Annotated in this window: 15 protein-coding genes; 4 read left to right on the plus strand and 11 right to left on the minus strand. The window is 69.1% G+C overall.

The window, feature by feature from the left end; genetic code table 11:
- Positions 1-774: FHA domain-containing protein (locus FMQ63_RS32325; RefSeq protein WP_141276862.1), on the plus strand; the 774-nt coding region annotated here is incomplete at its 5' end.
- A gap of 103 nt (positions 775-877) precedes the next feature.
- Here the strand turns inward: FMQ63_RS32325 and FMQ63_RS32330 are convergent.
- Entirely contained in the window at positions 878-2,593 is a 1,716-nt protein-coding gene (locus FMQ63_RS32330) for a serine/threonine-protein kinase (protein ID WP_074960220.1), read from the minus strand.
- Positions 2,594-2,713: 120 nt separating this feature from the next.
- On the opposite strand from FMQ63_RS32330, the gene FMQ63_RS32335 reads away from it, so the two are divergent.
- The gene (locus FMQ63_RS32335; RefSeq protein WP_011553248.1) at positions 2,714-3,481 is read left to right on the plus strand and encodes an FHA domain-containing protein; all 768 of its coding nucleotides are present in this window, start codon (positions 2,714-2,716) and stop codon (positions 3,479-3,481) included.
- A gap of 54 nt (positions 3,482-3,535) precedes the next feature.
- On the opposite strand, the gene FMQ63_RS32340 is transcribed toward FMQ63_RS32335, so the two are convergent.
- A complete protein-coding gene (locus tag FMQ63_RS32340; RefSeq protein ID WP_011553247.1) occupies positions 3,536-3,898 on the minus strand; it encodes a TraR/DksA C4-type zinc finger protein in 363 nt (120 codons plus the stop codon).
- A 126-nt stretch (positions 3,899-4,024) separates the two neighbouring features.
- Between FMQ63_RS32340 and FMQ63_RS32345 the strand changes: the two genes are divergently transcribed.
- Positions 4,025-4,906, plus strand: coding sequence for a diadenylate cyclase (locus FMQ63_RS32345; protein WP_020478587.1), 882 nt, complete (start codon positions 4,025-4,027; stop codon positions 4,904-4,906).
- A gap of 7 nt (positions 4,907-4,913) precedes the next feature.
- On the opposite strand, the gene FMQ63_RS32350 is transcribed toward FMQ63_RS32345, so the two are convergent.
- The 6 genes from FMQ63_RS32350 to dnaK all read right to left on the minus strand — a co-directional run bounded on the left by FMQ63_RS32350 (position 4,914) and on the right by dnaK (position 13,793).
- Entirely contained in the window at positions 4,914-5,471 is a 558-nt protein-coding gene (locus FMQ63_RS32350) for a PspA/IM30 family protein (protein WP_011553245.1), read from the minus strand.
- A 15-nt stretch (positions 5,472-5,486) separates the two neighbouring features.
- Positions 5,487-7,766 carry a vWA domain-containing protein gene (locus FMQ63_RS32355; RefSeq protein ID WP_020478586.1) on the minus strand — a complete coding sequence of 760 codons (2,280 nt, stop codon included), beginning with the start codon at positions 7,764-7,766 and terminating at the stop codon, positions 5,487-5,489.
- A 49-nt stretch (positions 7,767-7,815) separates the two neighbouring features.
- A complete protein-coding gene (locus FMQ63_RS32360; protein ID WP_011553242.1) occupies positions 7,816-10,347 on the minus strand; it encodes an AAA family ATPase in 2,532 nt (843 codons plus the stop codon).
- A gap of 50 nt (positions 10,348-10,397) precedes the next feature.
- Positions 10,398-10,808 (minus strand): thiol-disulfide oxidoreductase DCC family protein, encoded by a 411-nt coding sequence (locus FMQ63_RS32365; RefSeq protein ID WP_011553241.1) that lies wholly within the window; start codon positions 10,806-10,808, stop codon positions 10,398-10,400.
- On the minus strand, positions 10,808-11,683 hold the full coding sequence (locus FMQ63_RS32370) for a hypothetical protein (protein WP_011553240.1): 876 nt from the start codon (positions 11,681-11,683) through the stop codon (positions 10,808-10,810). Before FMQ63_RS32370 ends, FMQ63_RS32365 begins: the two co-directional genes overlap by 1 nt.
- 199 nt (positions 11,684-11,882) lie before the next feature.
- Positions 11,883-13,793 (minus strand): molecular chaperone DnaK, encoded by a 1,911-nt coding sequence (gene dnaK / locus FMQ63_RS32375; protein ID WP_011553239.1) that lies wholly within the window; start codon positions 13,791-13,793, stop codon positions 11,883-11,885.
- A 393-nt stretch (positions 13,794-14,186) separates the two neighbouring features.
- Between dnaK and FMQ63_RS32380 the strand changes: the two genes are divergently transcribed.
- Positions 14,187-15,278, plus strand: coding sequence for a diacylglycerol kinase family protein (locus FMQ63_RS32380; RefSeq protein ID WP_011553238.1), 1,092 nt, complete (start codon positions 14,187-14,189; stop codon positions 15,276-15,278).
- Positions 15,279-15,302: 24 nt separating this feature from the next.
- Here the strand turns inward: FMQ63_RS32380 and FMQ63_RS32385 are convergent, their stop codons facing one another.
- Genes FMQ63_RS32385 through FMQ63_RS32395 form a run of 3 tightly spaced genes read right to left on the minus strand, consistent with a single transcriptional unit; the run spans position 15,303 to position 17,753 of the window.
- Positions 15,303-16,064: a cyclopropane-fatty-acyl-phospholipid synthase family protein gene (locus FMQ63_RS32385; RefSeq protein WP_026114159.1), complete on the minus strand. Its 762-nt coding sequence runs from the start codon at positions 16,062-16,064 to the stop codon at positions 15,303-15,305.
- Positions 16,065-16,110: 46 nt separating this feature from the next.
- Positions 16,111-16,416: a YbeD family protein gene (locus FMQ63_RS32390; RefSeq protein WP_011553236.1), complete on the minus strand. Its 306-nt coding sequence runs from the start codon at positions 16,414-16,416 to the stop codon at positions 16,111-16,113.
- A gap of 17 nt (positions 16,417-16,433) precedes the next feature.
- On the minus strand, positions 16,434-17,753 hold the full coding sequence (locus FMQ63_RS32395) for a PhoH family protein (protein WP_011553235.1): 1,320 nt from the start codon (positions 17,751-17,753) through the stop codon (positions 16,434-16,436).
- Between the last annotated feature and the right edge of the window lie 193 nt (positions 17,754-17,946).

A 17,946-nucleotide genomic window follows, 5' to 3' on the forward strand; every position in this document is an offset into this window, starting at 1 on the left:
ATCATGGCCCGTACGGGCGGCGCGTCAGGCCCGGCCACCACCCGTCCGCCCCCGCCAGTTCCGGACAGTGCGATGCCCAGCCGGGCCGGAGCGGCGACCACGGCGCCGCGCCCTGCCCCTCCGGCCGCCTCCCGGTTCGGGCTCGCGGTCATCGCGGGCTCCACCCGGGGTCAGCGCTACAAGCTGCCTGTCACCGGTTGCGTCGTGGGCCGCCAGCGCGGCGCCATCCTGTTCGCGGACGACGCCTTCGTGTCGCCCCTACACGCCACCTTCCTGGTGAAGGATGGCGCGCTGTACGTGCGGGACGAGTCCAGCGCCTCGGGCGTCTTCGTCACCGTTGGGGGCACGGAAGCCCTCACCCCGCGCACCCACTTCAGCGCGGGCCAGCGCCTGTTCCGCTTCACGGGCCGGCTGGAGCCCCAGCCCCCCGTGACGGGACGCCCCGCCATCTACGGCGCCCCGGTGCCACTGGGGCAGGCCGTCTACGGTGTGGAGGAGATGCTCGTCGGTGGCCGTGCGGGACGCGCGGTGATGACGGCGGCGCCGCTGCTCACCATCGGCCTGGCCCACTGTGACTTGAGCTTCCCCGGCGACGAGGGCCTCGCGGGCCGCCACTGCGAGCTGTCCCCAACGCCCACCGGTGCCCTGCTGAGGGACTTGTCCGGGGGCCTGGGCACCTATGTGCGCCTCGCGAGCGGCGTCGAGCGTCCGCTGCGGCCGGGAGACCGCGTCCGCCTGGGACAGCATGTGCTTCAGGTGGAGACGCTGGGCTGACGCGGTGCAGGCTGTGCCGTGGGGCATGCGTCCCGGCGCCCTGAAGGCATGAAGCTCCGTGTCCCGGAGCGGCGAGCCGACACCGCCCCTCGTGACGCCCCCGTCAGGGCGACGTGGGCTGCGCCACGGCGCCGTTCAGGCGCTGCTCGATGAGGGCACGCGCCTTGGAGGCGGGCTGCTCGCGCAGGTGACGATTCCACCAGCCCCGGGCCTCTTCCTTGTCCGGATTCTGCCGGTGCCAGTAGACCTCGCCCAGCTTCAGGGCCAGCTCCGGGTCACCACTGCGGCTGAAGGCCTCGCGGTACTTCGTCGCCGCCAGCCCCACGTCCGCGCGCTGCAGTGCCTTGTCACCCTCTCGCGCCAGCTCCAGCGCGCGCTCGACGTTGCGCGCGCCCGAGACAATGGCCCGGTCGTAGAGCGGCACGTCGGGGCTCGCGCCCACGGCGGAGTTGTTGGCCCCCGCCGGCACCGGCGCATTCGTGGGCAGCGCGTAGGGCAGGTCCTGCGCGCCCCCGCTGCCCGCGCCCATGAAGAAGTAGTAGGCGAAGAAGCCCAGCGCGGCGACCACCAGCAGGATGGTCAGCGACTTGAAGAAGAACGCCACCCCGCTGCTGCCGCCGGCCCCCGGCTGCGTGTGGACCAGCGAGTCCGTGTGCTCACGCGTGGCGGCCATCGCGTCGGCGTTCGCGGGCAACGGCTCGAGCACACCCGGCAGGGCGCGCACCGTGGCCTCCATGGTCACTTCGTTGCCCCACCCGGGCAGCGTGGCATCCCGGACATCACTCTGCGGACTGGCGGCGGACTTGCGCGGCAACGGCGCCAGCACCGCCGACGAGTTGGCCGAGCGCCGCGGCGCCGAGTCCATCCGGCGGCGTTCCTTGTCCACGGCCTGCAGCTCGGCCTTGAAGGCCTCGGCGCTGGCGGGCCGGTCCGCCGGGTTCTTGGACAGCGCCCGGAGGATGAGCCGCTCCATGGCCGGAGAGATTCGCGCATCCGGCCGGCGGCGCGTGGGCGGCGGCGGCTCCTCGGTCAGGTGCTTGGTGGCGAAGCCCACCGCCGAGTCCGACTCGAAGGGCAGCAAGCCCGTCATCAACTGGTAGAGGATGACGCCCACCGCGTACAGGTCCGAGCGGTGGTCGAGCTGCGAGCCCCGCGCCTGCTCGGGCGACATGTATTCGGGGGTGCCGCACACGAAGCCCGCGCGGGTGAGCGCCGGACCGTCGTCCGTGGAGTCGGTGATCTTCGCGATGCCGAAGTCCAACACCTTGACGAAGTCGGGCTCGTTGCGCCGCGGCTCCACCATGATGTTCTCTGGCTTGAGGTCGCGGTGGATGACGCCGGCGCCGTGCGCGTCCGACAGCGCGCTCAGCACCTGGCTGACGATGCGCACCACGCGCCCCTCGTTCAGGGGCCACTCGCGGCTGAGAATCTGGTGCAGGTCCTGCCCCGCCACGTACTCCATGGCGATGAACAAGGCCCCGTCCTCGGCCTGGCCGAAGTCAAGCACGCTGATGGAGTTGGGGTGGTTGAGGCGGCTGGCGGCCTTGGCCTCGCGCTGGAAGCGCGCCACGGTGCGCTCGTCCGACAGGAGCGTGTGCCGCAGCACCTTCAGCACCACCACCTTGTCCAGGGAGAGCTGCCGGGCGCGGAACACCTTGCCCATGCCGCCCTCGCCAATGAGGGCTTCGACCCGGTACTTGTAGGCAATCGTCTTGCCGACGTACTCGTCCGTATCGGGCGTACGCACGAGGGTCGCGCCACAGGCGGGACAGAAACGGGAAGATTCTTGGGCGTCAGCGCCGCAGGAGGGGCAGTGCAAGGAAACGATCCCCAAAGGGGTGGGACACCGACTTCATCACGCCGCTCGGGTGGGGGGCAAGCCGCGTGCAACGCAAGTCGAGCAACAGAGCCCCGGCCCTGGTACAACCCCTAGCCCTCCATGGACGCGATGGAATACTGCCCCCGCTGTGACACCGAAAATCCTCGGGACGCCTCCGTCTGCCGGGCTTGCGGCTCGCCGCTGCGCTCCGGAACGATGGTGATGGCCGTCGCCAGCGTCGCTTCGCGCCCGCAGGTCTCCATCCGCGTGGTGCGCGCCGATGGCGGCCCCGAGTCCGTCGTCCGCATGCAGCGCGACACCCTCACCTGCGGCCAGCAGGCGGACATCTCGCTCACGGACGACCCCTTCATCATGCCGCTCCAGGTCCGCTTCTTCTTCTCCGGCATCCGGCTGGCCGTGGAAGACGTGGGCGGCGCCAACGGCGTCTTCGTCCGCCTGCGCCAGGAGCGAGAGCTGCCCCCGGGCGGCGAGCTGCGCCTGGGACGCCAGCGGTTGGTGCTGGAGCCCATTCCCACCGCGGCCACGGGACCGGGTGGAACCCAGGTCTGGGGTTCACCGGATCCCGGCTACCGGCTGCGGCTGGTGCAACTGCTGGAGGGAGGCCTGCGAGGCGGCGCTTTCCCCCTGCGCGAAGGCGACAATCTCCTGGGCCGCGAGCAAGGCGACCTCACCTTCCCTACCGACGGCTTCGTGTCCGGGCGGCACGCCGTGCTGCAGGTGCGGCAGGACCGGCTCCAGGTCCGGGACGTGGGCTCATCCAACGGCACCTTCATCCGCCTGTCGGGCCCCACCTTCGTGGACAACGGGGACCACTTCCTCATTGGCCGTCAGTTGCTGCGCGTGGAAATCCAAGCGCCCACGTCCTGAAATGCCAAGGGCCGCACGGGGGTATCCCCCGCGCGGCCCTCACTGCCTCGGTGCTCAGCCGTAGGATTTCTCCTTCTTCTCCTGCTCCTCCTTGCAGCGGATGCAAAGCGTCGTCACCGGGCGCGCATCCAGTCGCTTGGGCGAGATGTCCTCTTCACACCGCTCGCAGACGCCGAAGGTGCCGTCCTCGATGCGGACCAGCGCCTTTTCGATCTTCTGCAACAGGAACTTCTCCCGGTCCCGCAGACGGAAGACCATTGACTGCGCATACTCGGAAGACGCCAGGTCGATCTCATCGGGAAGGTCGTCCGTGTCGAAACTGGACTCCTCCACCAGGGTCTTCTTGGCGCTCTCGAGCAGGCTCGCCTTGCTGTCCTCGAGCATCTTCTTGTAACGCTTGAGATCTTTCTGGTTCACAGCCTTCGCTCCAGTTCAGCGAGGTTTTGGGGCCCTGCACCCCAAAAAAAGGGCCCGAAAGCTTCATTCATGGGGTCTTCAGTGTCAAGCTGACGTGGGTATGACCAAGGGTGAAGGGAGGGGCGTTTGACCGAGAACACGAAGTTTGATCGGGAGTTCCTGCGCTCGGCTCTCTCGTTGGCCGGCAAGAACGAAGTCGATCACTTCCTATATATCTGCGACACGCCCATTCCCGCTGAAGAGTTTCGCGGCCGGCCTGCTCGCAAGAAGCTCGTTTACGCCGTCACGATGCCCAAGCTGGCGGAGGAGCACCTCGCCAAGAAGGTCCGCGCGCTCGTCATCCCCGCGTACGACTACTCCCGCACCGAGCGCGTAAAAGTGGCGCTCGTGTCCGCGCTGTCCCAGGGAGCGTTCAAGGAAGGCGACCTGGTCCTGTGCATGACGGGCAAGGTGGGCCGCGCGCCGGACACGCTGATGCAGACGCGCATCGGCGGCTCGCTCGATGACCGCGTCGCCATCGAAGGCGTGAAGCTGGGCGACGAGTTCAACTCCCAGGTGGTGGACGCCCTCATCCAGTTGGCGCTGCAGATTGGCCAGGAAGGTTTCGAGGGCCACCCCATTGGCACCATCATCACCATTGGCGCCCACAACACCGTGATGGAGAAGAGCCGGCAGATGACCATCAACCCGTTCCAGGGCCTCTCCGAGGCGGAACGGAACGTGCTCGACCCGAAGATTCGCGAGGCCATCAAGAACTTCTCCGTGCTCGACGGCGCCTTCGTCATCCGCGAGGACGGTGTCGTCCTGGCTGCGGGGCGCTACCTGTCCGCGGCGGATGAGGCCGTGAAGATTCCGCTCGGCCTGGGCGCGCGGCACGCTGCCGCCGCCGGCATGACGTCCACCACGGGCTGCATCGCCCTGGTCGTGAGCCAGACGTCCGGCGCGGTACGGCTCTTCAAGGGCGGCAACATCGTCCTGGAGCTGCACCAGACGGCGCGCCGGACCTGAGCCGCGCTTATTCCTCCTGCGACTTCTCCTCGCGGTAGATGTCCGCCAATGCGTGCGCGCGCTCGATTTCATCCCGAGCCGCGTCCACCACCAGCGCCTGGTCGAAGCGGGCCACGCGCTCGCGCAGGGACTCGGTGACGAGCCCGCCCATGGTGAGCCGCGCGGACGCACTCTCCCGTTCATGGCGCAGCTCCACCACGCGATCGCCCAGCTCGCTCGCGGCCTCCAGCAACAACCGCCCGTCCGACTCGGCTCGCTCCAGCGAATCACGCGTGCTGGCCAGGAGGTCCTCCGCCTGCGCCTGGTCCTTCTCCAGCACGCGCACCGCCCGAGCGTCACCGCGCTCCTTCGCGGTGGCACGCCGCGAGGTGAGCTCCAGCAACCGGCGCGCGTAGCGCTCCTCCGCGCGCACCAGGTCCGCCTTGAGCGCCAGCAGCGTGGCCGCGGATTTGCGGACCTCGGCGGCCTGTCGCTCCAGGTTTTCGATGAGCTGGTCGAAAGCAGCCAGCGGGTCCGCTGGGCGCGACGGCTCCTTCTTTCGTCTCCTCAGCAGGCCGAAGAACATGGGCGTGGGCGCAGCCTACCCGAAGGGCCGGCACAACAGCCGCACGCGCTGCAATGCCTCCTGCGTGGCCTGCCCACCCGCGGACAACGCGGACAGGTAGCGCGCCGGGGTCAATCCGTACACACCCAGCAGGTGTTGAAGCAGCAGCAAGCTCTCCGCCGCGCGCCGATCCGCGGGGGCCAGCGACGCCGCCTCCACCAGCGCGCCCAGGATGTCCGCCACGCGGTGCGTGACGTCCTTGCCAGTCGGCTCGGCCCCGGGGGGCGGCGTGGGCTTCTCCGGGAAGAGCGCATCGAACGAAGCGTCCACCGCCACGGTCCGCGGAGCGGCCCGCCCGGCGGCGACCGCCTCCAGCGCCTCCAGGTGCGGCGTGAGCTGCTCCAGCGCATCACCGGACGCCGGCACGTCACGCGGCAGCAACGTGCGCCAGGGCGTGTCGAACTCCGTGCGCGCCCACAGAATCTCCTCGTCGGAGAGGTGGTGGTAGAAGGCGCGGCCTCCGGCGGCCCGCTGCTCCCGGACGAGGAGGCGGAGGTCCGGGTTCTCCTCGCCCAGGGATACGAAGCTCAACGCGATGTCCAGCGCGCCCATGGGCGCGCGCGTGCGGCGGATGAGCTCCAGGTCCACGCGGTCCTCGCCGTCAGTGACGAGCACCACCGTGGCCCGAGCGAGGTACGGGTCCCGCCCCTGCGCGGCGCGGATGGAGTCGAACGCGGACATCAGCGCGAGCGTGATGTCCGTCTGCCCCTCCGCGGGTGAATCGCGGAAGAGCTTCTCCAACTGCCGGGTGGCCTCCAGCGCGGAGTCCACGCGCGCCAGCTCGGTGGGCACGTCATTGAAGAAGCTGAAGTACAGCGGGTCGAAGTGCTCGCCCCGGCGGGCCTTGACGCGCAGGTTGTTGAGCTCCGCGATGACAATGGCATCCCGGAAGCGGGCTCGCGCGCCGTGCATGGAGCCCGACGCGTCGCAGACGTAGACCCGCACCGCGGTGCGCTTCACCTTCCGGGGGCGCGGGGGCGGCTCGTCGTCCAGGTACGCGCGCACCAACTGGTGACTGGCGGCCAGGTCGCGCAGCAGCATCCGCGGGTCCGTCAAGACGAAGTTGTTCACCTCATGGAGGCTGCCCGTCGTCTCGTAGGTCATCGTCTGCGTCGGGTACGGGACACGCCGGGACACCGCCCGCGCGGTGCGCGTATCCGCCAGGACGATTTCCTCCGACAGCGCGTCCTCCACGTCGAAGTAGCGGGCACAGCCCGCCGCCAGCTCGAACGTGGAGAGCTGCTCGGGCTCCAGTGAGAAGGCCAGGTCCGTCAGCAGCTCATCGGCCTTCGGAGGGCCCGGGACTTCGTCAGGCGCCGTGGGCGCTTCGCCGAACCAGTGCGACAGACCATCGAGCTCCGCGCGCTCCATCAGCGACGACAGCTGAGAAGGTGCCGGCAACATCGGTGTCAGCGCCGCCCGGGCCGCGTCCGCCAGCGCCGCGTCCCCAGCCTCCAAGGCCCGCTCGTAGAGCCCCTTCAACGAGCGGTAGGCCACCTGGGGCTCGCGCCGGGCCGTGTGACGCACGTGCCGCAGCAACTCCTCCATGGAGCGCACGGCCGGAACGGCCCGCACCCGCTCGCGGGCCTCGGCCACCTGGCGCCGCAGCACCATGCCTCGCTCGCGGTCGTGGTCCGCGCCCAGGCGGATGAGCAGTTCGTGCGCCAGGTCCAGGTCCCGGCGCTTCTGCTTGACGTCCGTGGGGTTGGCCCGGGCCCGCTCCGCGAAGAACTCCGCCACGGCCAGACGCGCACTGGAGGGCGCAAGACGCGGAGTGCTCCCATCGGTGCGCCCGTAGATTTCCAGCTCCGCGTCGTCCTCCTCCGGCTCCGAGGGAGGACGGGCGAAGAGGTCCGCCACCTTCACCACGCGTGCCAGTTGGATGAAGCCCTTCTCCAGCACCGCGACCGCGCCGGGAAGCGGCGCTCCCGTGCGCCAGGCCCGCTCCACGAGCACCAGACACGCCTCCACCTCCTCGAGTGCTTGACGGGCCCTGTCGAGCAGCCCCTGCGCCAGTGCCCCCGCCCTGCCCTTCCGCAGGCCCAGCTCCTTGAGGAGCCGTGCGTCCGCCGACGTGTGCACGCCCACCCGGTCCAGGTCCCGGTCCAGCGAGGCCAGCATTGGCAGCGCGACATCCTCGGGCCCGCGAGCACGTCGCCCCAGCAGCGTCCACGCCCGCCAACCGCCGCGAGCGGGCGCGGGCTGGTGGAGCGCATCCAGCCGCTGCCGGAGGTCCGCGAGGCGCCGGGCGAACACGCTCAGCGTCCCCTCTCCGCTTCAACCTGTCGCCCGCGGGAGAGCCGGGTCATGGTGTAGACCGCCGCGCCAGCACCTGCCGGCTGAAGCGCCCGAAGTCCTCGTCGATGCCGCGCAGTTGCCCCTCCAGCCGTCGAGCCCCCTCGCCCAGGTCACCGGGCATGGTCCCCAGCAACGCGAGGACACCCCGCAGCCGAACCAGCTCGCCTTCCTTCAACGCGAGCATCGGGAAGCGGCTGCGCACCAGCCGGTCCACGGTGCGTTCGGCATCCGCGCGCTCCGTCATGGATTCGGGCGGTGGAAGCGAAGTGAGCAGTTGGGTCAGCCAGCTCCGCAGGTATTTGACGCGCGTCTGGACGAACCCGAGCTCCGCCTGGGCCACCGCCGAACGCACGGCCTCCGACAGGAAGCCAGGCGCGACGCCACCGTGGTTCGCGGCCAGTTGCCCATCCAACCCCAGCAGCGCGGCCAGCTCTCCATCAGGCGCCTTCGCCGCGAAGTCGCCCCGGTAGAAGACGTAGGCGTCCCCGTTGAGCACCGACGTGGACGCGGGCGGCGGGCTGGGCACATCGCGCGTGAGGAGATGGGCATGCTCGCGCAGCCGGGACTCGATAATCTCCCGGCACTCGGCGAACACCGCGTCGCTGGACACTCCCTCGCGCCGGAGGTTCTCCGCCACCGACTGCACCGCGCGCCCGTACTGCTCGATGCGTTCGAAGGGCGTGGAGGACAGCACCTCCCGGGCGTAGGCGATGCCCAATGGGAGCAGCAGCTCCTGCTTGAGGCCCTGTTGCGTGGGGTCCAGGCCAGCCAGGGCATTCTCCAACTGCGTCAGGCGGCGCGAATCTCCCGCCAGCGCTTCGAGCGGCTCTCGACGTCCCCGGGCCAGGTTGCCCTGGAACGAGAACACAGCGCGCCGGCGCAGCGCGGACACGACCCGGCTCCGGACCTCAGCCTCGGTCGTGCGCAGGCGCTCCGATGCGGCGGGGGCGCCGTCCGACAGCTGTCCCGCCAGATCCCCCGTCTGGGAAAGCTCCTCCTCCAGGTTGTCCGCCAGCCCGACCAGGCCCTCCAGCTTGAGCCCGTCCTCGAAGTCCACGCTCTCCGCGGACAGGGCGATCATCTCCTGGGCGCCTTCCAGAAAGCGGGCCGTTGCCTCGCACAACGCCCCGTAGCCCGGCCGCAGTTCGGGGACGCCGCGACAGAGCGTCAGCACGTCGCCGAACGACACCAGCAGTGCGATGCCGCCCCGCCCCTCACCGTGCCCTGCCATGCCACGCGCCAGCCGCTGCTCCTGCGCCGCCACCAGAGCCCGCGCCGCCGCCACCAGCGGTATCCGGTTCTGCGCATGGCGCGGCCCAGGCACCAGCTTGGCCAACAAGGCCCGCGCCGTGGTGGAGACAACGCCGGGCTGCCAGTTGCGGCTCACGGACTCGACGGAACTCACCTCTTCGGAGGACCCGAGCGCCTGCGCCTCGCGCTCCACGCCGCCCCCCAGCTCCCGCTGTATCTGGGCCAGCGCTTCGTCGAAGGCGCGCTGCTCCAGGCGGACGATTTCGAGCTGCGCCCGCTCCCGAGGGTCCACCACGGACTTGAGCAGCGCCTCCGTCTCCCCCGCTGGCGGCCCGCCCAGGAGGAAGAACCAGCGCAGCGAATCCAGGTCCTCGACAGTGGCCTCCAACGCCCGCTCGGGGCGCCGGTAGATTTGGTCCCGCACCACCGCGGCCTTCAGCGCCCACAGCGCCTTCACCACGGAGCGCTGGGAGAAGTACTTCGTCGGCACGTAGTCCGGCAGCTTCGCCACCTGGGCCGCGAGCGCGCGCTCCAGCGCATCCGCCAGCAACTCCACGCCTTCCATGACGTGGCTGGGCACCACCACCTTCGTCACGGCGTCCTGCAGCAGGTCCACCTGCTGCAACGACAGCTGCGCGCGCAGGTCCGGCCGAGCGAAATGGGAGAAGCGTTGCAGCATGGCCGACCGGCTCTCCCGGCGCGCGAACGACTTGGGCACGAAGCAGATGAAGCTCAGCCGGTCCGCGAAGGCCAGGAGCAGCTCCGGCGAGCGCGCCAGCACCTCGGAGAGATACCGGTTGCTCGTCATGACGACGCACTCGATGCGCCCCGTCGTCACCCGGCGGCCGTGCTTCAGCTCCCGCTCATGCAGCACGTTGAGGATGGAGCGCAGCAGCATGTCCCGGCCGTCGAAGACCTCGTCCAGGAAGGCGTGCTCGGAGCCCAGCATGCCTTCGTCGGTGAGGTACTCGGTGCGTCCCGTCTCCGTGAGCACCTTGAAGTCCACCGGGCCGATGAGGTCCGTCTGCACGGTGGACTCGGCCATCTGCTTGGAGAAGAGCGACGGCAAGCCCGTGCGCTCGTCGATGATGCGCCCCAGGACGGCGCTCGCGATGGCGCTCTTGGCCGTTCCGGGGGGGCCCACCACCAGCACGTGCTCGCGCCCCAGGAGCGCCAGCTCCAGTTGCGTGAAGAGCGTCTCTCGCTCCAGGTAGGCATCCCGGAGCTCGGTGAAGAAGTGCCGGAAGGCGCGCGCGGCCTGGAGGTATGTGGACGGCGGAGATTGCACGGACGAACCCGAGGTGGCGGGGAAACGCCATGCTATCCGCCACGCGTGTCCTATTTGAAGTGGACCACGCACGCCCCGTCTGGGCATTGACGTCCCGCGATGCGGAAGCGATGGCGGGCCACGACGCGGTAGAGCGCATCCAGGAGCTGCCGCAGGCCCGGCACGTAGTACACGCGGAGCAGCCGTCCCAGCGGCCGTCGGCCCAGCGCCAGGACAATGGCCTCTAGCCCCTCCACCACGGCCCCATCCGGGAGGACCAGTTGCAGGGCCCGCTCACAGCGGTCCGCCGTGACACCCGGGAAGGCTGCCAGCACCCCGTCCTCCCGAAACGAGCGCAGGCGCGTCCCCGTCCCGCCCAGCAGCCGCTGGAGCTGCCGGGCCGCCCCACCGCACAGGCGACAGTGCCCGTCATAGAGAATCACGTCATGCCCGGGAGGCGTCGTCCGCAGCACGGGCGCCATCAGCGAGGCCTCAGCGTGTCATGCAGGTGCGCATGCACCGCGCGCCAGATGTCGTGCTGCCGCTCGATGGGGTCCATCAGCGTCATGCCCACCGACGTCGCGGGCGAGCTGCCCTGGAAGGCCGAGTACTGACGCACCTGCGTGCCCCCCGCGCCGTCCTCGGCGAAGACGAAGCGATTCGTGCCGCGCAGCGGGTGCCCATCCAACGTGGTGATGTGCAGCGTGTTCGCGCCCGGCTCCAGGCGCACGGTGATGGGCGCCCACACGGGCGGAAAACCCTTTTCCTCCAGGAACAACTTCGCGCCATCCACCAGCGCCGCCGTCGCCGGGCGGACGCGGATGCCGGCGGCCTCGAACACCGCCGATGGGTGACGGACGAAGTAGGCGTAGGCTTGGGCGGGCGCCACGTCCGGCATGCTGCTGGTGTAGTCCGTCAAGGACGTGGGCGCGCCGGGGATGGGCGGACTGGGCTTCAGATGCTCCAGGTGGATGCGCGCATAGCCATCCACAGCGGCGCTATCCCCCATCAACCGGCTGGCAGCCGCGGCTTCGGATTGAGCGGCCGTGAGCGCCCCCTGCCGCACCTGCTCCATCAGGTTGCCCGTGGGCTTGGGCGGAAACGCGCCGCCCACGCCGAAGTCGAACTGGTTGTCGGCGCCCGTGCGAGGCCCCGAGCGAGGCCCGGGCACAGACAACGCGGGTGAATGCCCCGAGGAAGCCCCCCGGTAGGGCTCCACCGTCGAGGACGCCACGGCGGAGGCCGGCCGGCACTGCGCCGTGCGAGTGAGAGGAGGAACGGCCGCCGGCGCGGCGGCGCCCTCGGAGGCAGCGGTACCGGGCGGCAGGAAGGACGGTGACGACTGGACGCGGGACATGGAGCGCCCCCCTGCATCCCTGCCGCCAGTCCTCGCCCCAGTCCCATCAACCCCTTGGCAAGGCCCGACGTCCCGCTTCCCGTACGCCCCATCCTCCCTTTCGGAGCACCCTTTCGCCCCGCAAAGCAGAAGGGCCGGCCCCACACTCGCGTGGGAGTACCGGCCCTCTGCGTTACTTCAGCGGCTCACCGCTTCCGAACTAAGACTGGCGGAACTCGGCGTCCACCACGTCGTCCTTCTTGGCGCTGGCCTGCGAGCCCGGCGCCGCGGAAGGACCAGCACCCGGAGCGCCCTCGGCACCCGGCGCGCCGCCCGTGGCGCGGTACATCTCCTCGGCGGCCTTGTAGCTGGCGGCCTGGAGCGCATCGAGCGCCGTCTTGATGGCGTCCTTGTCCTGGCCGTCGCGGACCTTGTTGAGCTCCGCCACGGCGTCCTCGAGCGCCTTCGCCGTGTCCGCGGACAGCTTGTCCTTGTTCTCCTTCAGCAGCTTCTCGGCCGCGTAGGACTGGCTCTCCGCCTGGTTCTTCATCTCCACCAGCTCGCGGCGGCCCTTGTCGGCCGCCTCGTTGGAGCGGGCGTCGGCGACCATCTTCTCCACCTCGTCCTTCGCCAGACCGGACGAGTGGGTGATGGTGACCTTCTGCTCCTTGCCCGTGGCCTTGTCCTTGGCGCTGACGTTGAGGATGCCGTTCGCGTCGATGTCGAACGTCACCTCGATCTGCGGCACGCCACGCGGCGCCGGCGGCATGCCCGTCAGGTGGAAGCGGCCGAGGCTGCGGTTGTCGCCCGCCATCTCACGCTCGCCCTGGAGCACGTGGATCTCCACCTGCGTCTGGCCGTCCGCGGCCGTGGAGAAGGTCTCCGACTTGCGCGTGGGGATGGTGGTGTTGCGCTCGATGAGCTTCGTCATCACCCCGCCCAGCGTCTCCACACCCAGGCTCAGCGGCGTCACGTCCAGCAGGAGGATGTCCTTCACCTCGCCGGAGAGCACGCCGGCCTGCACCGCGGCGCCCACCGCAACGACTTCGTCCGGGTTCACCGAGCGGTTCGGCTCCTTGCCGAACAGGCGCTTCACGGCCTCCTGCACCTTCGGGATGCGCGTGGTGCCGCCGACGAGGACGATCTCGTTGAGGTCCTTCGGCTCCACGCCCGCGTCCTTGAGACACTTGCGGCAGGGCTCCAGCGAGCGCTCGATGAGGTCGTCAATCATCGCCTCGAACTTGGCGCGCGTGAGCTTGACGTTGAGGTGCTTCGGACCCGTCGCGTCCGCGGTGAGGAACGGCAGGTTGATGTCCGTCTCCATCGCGGCGGACAGCTCGATCTTCGCCTTCTCCGCCGCCTCCTTCAGGCGCTGGAGGACCATCTTGTCCTTGCTGACGTCGAGCCCGGTGTCCTTCTTGAACTCGGTGATCAGCCAGTCCATGATCCGCAGGTCGATGTTGTCACCGCCCAGGTGCGTGTCACCGTTGGTCGCGAGCACGTCGACCACGTTCTCGCCCACCTCGAGGATGGACACGTCGAACGTGCCACCGCCAAAGTCGTAGACGGCGATCTTCTCGTCCTTCTTCTTGTCCAGGCCGTACGCGAGCGCCGCGGCGGTCGGCTCGTTCACGATGCGGCGCACTGTGAGGCCCGCGATTTCACCCGCGTCCTTGGTGGCCTGGCGCTGGGCGTCGTTGAAGTACGCGGGGACGGTGATGACCGCCTCCGTCACCTTCTCACCCAGGTAGTTCTCCGCCGCGCGCTTCAGCTTCAGCAGCACCTGCGCGCTGATCTCCGGCGCGCTGTACTGCTTGCCGTCGATGTCCACGCGCGCATCGCCGTTGGGCCCCCGGGCGACCTTGTAGGGGACCAGCGTGGCCTCCTCGGACACCTCGTCGTGCCGCCGGCCCATGAAGCGCTTGCTGGAGTAGATGGTCCGCTCCGGGTTGGTGATGGACTGGCGCTTCGCCACCTGACCAACCAGACGCTCCCCGTCCTTCGTGAACGCGACCACCGAGGGCGTGATGCGGCTGCCTTCCTCGTTGACGATCACCTTGGGCTCGCGACCCTCCATGATCGCGACCACACTGTTCGTGGTGCCCAGGTCGATCCCGATAATCTTGCCCACGGTTCCTATCCTCCGGAAAAGACTGCGTTTTTTCTGAAAACTTCTGATGTACGCCCAACGTAACCACCCACCCCTCGCTGTCAAACGAGAGGGACCACCGGGCCGCACAACTGAAGGTGGCACTCCCCGCTGCGTAGCGCAGTGCGCAGGCCCACACGCACCGCGTCACAGTCGTGCCACCCGCACGCCACGGGTGCGTAACGCGCTCTACACCGCCGTCACCCCGAGGTAGCAACCGGGCGGGCTTCTGGGCAGCAGGTAACGATTCAACCCCTTGGAATCTCAAGCCCGCCCGCCTGCCGACGCCCTGCGTCATGACTTGGCGAGGATTGTGCACTGGCTGCGGGTGTCGCCGCCCGGTCCCCCACCGGCGCAACCTTCGGAGCCGCCCTCATGCTGGTCCAGCCCCTCCGCTCTCCCGATCTCCGCCGTGCGCCCACATCGGACGTCACCGCCGAGCCCAAGGTCGCGGTCCTGCTGAACGCCAACGCCCGGAAGGTCGACGCTCGGGTGGTGAAGTCCCTGTCCCACGTGGTGCCGGAGCAGGACCTGTTCCTCTCCCGCTCGCCGCTGGACGCCCGCCGCATCATCCAGACGGTGCTGGAGCGTGGCTACCCCATGTTGTTCACGGGCGGCGGTGACGGCACCTTCATGGGCTTCGTGAACGAGGTCCTCCATCAGGTAGGTCCGCGCGGCCGGTTCGCGGGGAAGACGGCGCCTCGCTTCGGCGTCCTCAAGCTGGGCACCGGCAATGGCCTGGCCACCTACGTCAACGCCTCCGGAACCCGGAGCGACGGCATCCTCAATGACGTGCTGCGCGCCCGCACGGGCGAGGTTCCGGGCTACCGCCCCATGGACCTGCTGATGGTGGACGGGCAGCGCGCGCCCTTCGCCGGGCTGGGCGTGGATGGCAAGGTGCTCAACGACTACATCTGGGTGAAGGAGAACCTGGGCAAGGGCTTCTTCAAGAGCGTCCTCAGCGGCAGCGGCGGGTACTTCTCCGCGGTGGCCTGCAAGACGGTGCCTCACTATCTCACCCACTCCCACTGGGTGGAGTGTGAGGTCGTCAATGGCGCCTCCGAGGCCTACCGGCTGGGGCCGGATGGCGGCGCGATGGGCGAGCCGCTGGCCCCGGGTGCCACTCTCTTCCGCGGCCGGCTGATGATGGCGGCGGCGGGCACCATGCCCTTCTACGGCTACGGCTTCCGCATGTTCCCCTTCGCGGGCCAGCGCCCGGGATTCATGCAGTTGCGACTGGGGCAGGTGACGCCCACGCAGGTGCTCACCCACCTGCCCAAGCTATGGAACGGCCGCTGGTTCCCCGAAGGCCTGATGGACTTCCACGCCCGCGAGGTCACCATCCGCTTCGCCAACCCCATGCCCTTCCAGGTGGGTGGCGACGCGGCCGGCTACCGCGAGCAGGTCACCTTGTCCGTGGCTCCGGAGTCCGTCGAGTTGGTGGACTTCACCGGCGCGCTGAACTGAGCGCCCGCCGGGTGCCGCTCCTGGTTACCCGCGGTCGCGGGACGCTGGGGGCTTCTCGCCCTGCTCCTTGCGGCGGCCCACGACGAAGGCGTAGCTGACGCTGGCCTTGCCGTTGCTCTCGCGGTGCAGCGCCAGCTCCTCGCGGAGCGCGGCGGGCTGCGAGCCAGGGACGGACGACAGGAACGTCTCGATGTCCCGGTAGTGCGCGTCCAGCTCCGCGTCATGGAGCGACTCGGCGGACTCGGGCTCGTAGCCGGCGCCCTCCACCACCTGCAGCAACTCGCGCGGCAGCAGCAGCGGCCCGGCGATGCGGCGCTCCCAGAAGTCGAGCGAGGCCTTGGGAGCAAAGCGCCCCACCCGCGCGGGGAACGTGAAGCCCAGCCGCCCGCGCTTCGACAGCAGACTGCGCATGTTCGCCAGCGTGGCCTTCAACGCGTAGAGCACACGGCCCTGGATGAGGATGCCGTTGAACTCCCCATCGGACAGGCCCAGCGCGTCCAGCGACACGCGGCGGACTTCAATCTGCTCCGCCAGCCCCTGTGCCCGCACGCGCTCACGCACCGGGTTGAGGAGGGCGTCGTCGGTGTCGGCCGCGACGACGGTACAGCCCATCTCCCGGGCCAACAGCAGCGCGGCGCTTCCATCGGGGCCACAGCCGAGCACCAGCACGCGCGAGCCGGGCTCCAGCTGGGCCACCTTCGCGAAGCGCCGCGTTGCATCATCCGAGCTGAAGGCGCGCCGGACATCCGCGGGGTGATACAGCGGGAAGGGCTCAGGCGGGCTCATGGCTCCCATATACCCGCCTCCTCCAGAGACTTCCAGCCACGGGCCCCTACAAGTAGTAGATGACCCGCTCGTCCTTGTGGAGCCCATCGTAGATGGCGCGCCGCTGCTCCTCGGACAGCAGGTACACGGACACGCTCAGGGAGACGTACTTGCCCTTGCTGCTGGGTTGCTCGCGAATGGAATCCGGCGAGAGCTCCGTGCCCAGGAACCGCTTGAACAGCTCACGGACATGCTCCACGAAGCCGGCCCCCTGCGCGCCCATCACCTTGAAGGTGTAGACGGAGGGGTACTCGATGAGGGGCGTCTTCTCCCCTTCGCCGGCGGGAGGGCTTCCTGCGTCTTCCTTCGTCATGTCTCGTACCAGAGAGGCTACAGCAGGTTGGCGGCGAGCTCGGCCAGGGCGCTGCGCTCACCCTTGGACATGGTGATGTGCGCCGCGATCTTCTCGCTCTTGAAGCGGTTGACCACGTGGACCAGGCCATTGTTCGTCGCGTCCACGTACGGGTTGTCGATCTGGAACGGGTCTCCCGTGAGGATGATCTTCGTGTTGTCGCCCACGCGGGTGATGATGGTCTTCACCTCGTGCGGCGTGAGGTTCTGAGCCTCGTCCACGATGATGAACTGGTTGGGCAGGCTGCGGCCACGGATGTACGTGAGCGGCTCGATCTCCATCAGCCCCAGGTCCAGCAGTTCGTGGTAGCCGCGCCCGGCCTTCTTGTCCGCGCGGCTGAGGTTCATCAGGAACTCCACGTTGTCGAAGATGGGCTGCATCCAGGGATTCAGCTTCTCCTCGACGCTGCCGGGCAGATACCCGATGTCCCGGCCCAACGGGAAGATGGGACGGCTGACCAGCAGCTTCTGGTAGAGCCCCTCCTCCGTCACCTTCTGCAGGCCCGCGGCGATGGCGAGCAGCGTCTTGCCCGTGCCCGCCTTGCCGACAATGGTGACCAGCTTGACGTCGTCGTTGAGCAGCAGGTCCAGGCAGAAGGCCTGCTCCATGTTGCGCGGGCGGACACCCCACGTCCCGTCCTTGATCTGCCGCACCAGGGGCACCAGGCGGCCCTTGGACCCGTTGAAGCGGCCCATGGCGGTGTGGGACGGGTTCGTCTCGTCCTTGAGGAGCACCACCTGATTGGCGAACAGGGACTCGGCGTCCGGCGGCTCCACCTCGGCGCCCTGGCGGTACATCTGGTCCACCAGGTCCTTGGGGACCAGCCGCTCGGCGAAGCCGGTGTACAGCTCCGTGATTTCCACCCGCTCGGTGTCGTAGTCCTGGGCGATAAGGCCCAGGGCGTCGGCGCGGATGCGGAGGTTGGTGTCCTTGGTGATGAAGACGGCCTGCGTGCCCGGCTCCGCCTCCATCAGGTCGAGCGCCACCCCGAGGATGCGGTTGTCCATCAGGTTGCTGTCCGCCATGGACGGAGGCAGCGCACGTTCGGTAAAGCTCACGCGCAACAAGCCACCGTGCGGCAGAGGCACCCCTTCCTTCAGGGAGCCCTCGGCGCGGAACGAATCCAGGTAGCGCGCCACCAGGCGCGCGTTGCGGCCCAGCTCGGAGAGATCGCGCTTGAACTGGTCGATCTCCTCGATGACGTAGATGGGGATGATGACGTTGTTGTCTTTGAAGCCGTAGATGCTGCGGGGATCGTGAAGAAGGACGTTGGTGTCGAGAATGAAGTTCTTACGCATCGTGGGTTGCGCGACCTGAAGGTTCGGCTGCGACCGCGAGGGACCGTGCGACGGTGAGTCTCCTGACCACTATAGGCACCGGCTTCAGGGGAAACAGCCTGCTTGTCGCCAGGACGTGCGGCTGTCCGAAACCCCACGCCCCAGACGCCGGGGATGACGGCGGTTCGCATGGCGCCTTTCTGCGAGTCACCAT

The sequence above is a fragment of the Myxococcus sp. CA005 genome, from assembly GCF_006518205.1.
Classification (GTDB): Bacteria; Myxococcota; Myxococcia; order Myxococcales; family Myxococcaceae; genus Myxococcus; species Myxococcus xanthus.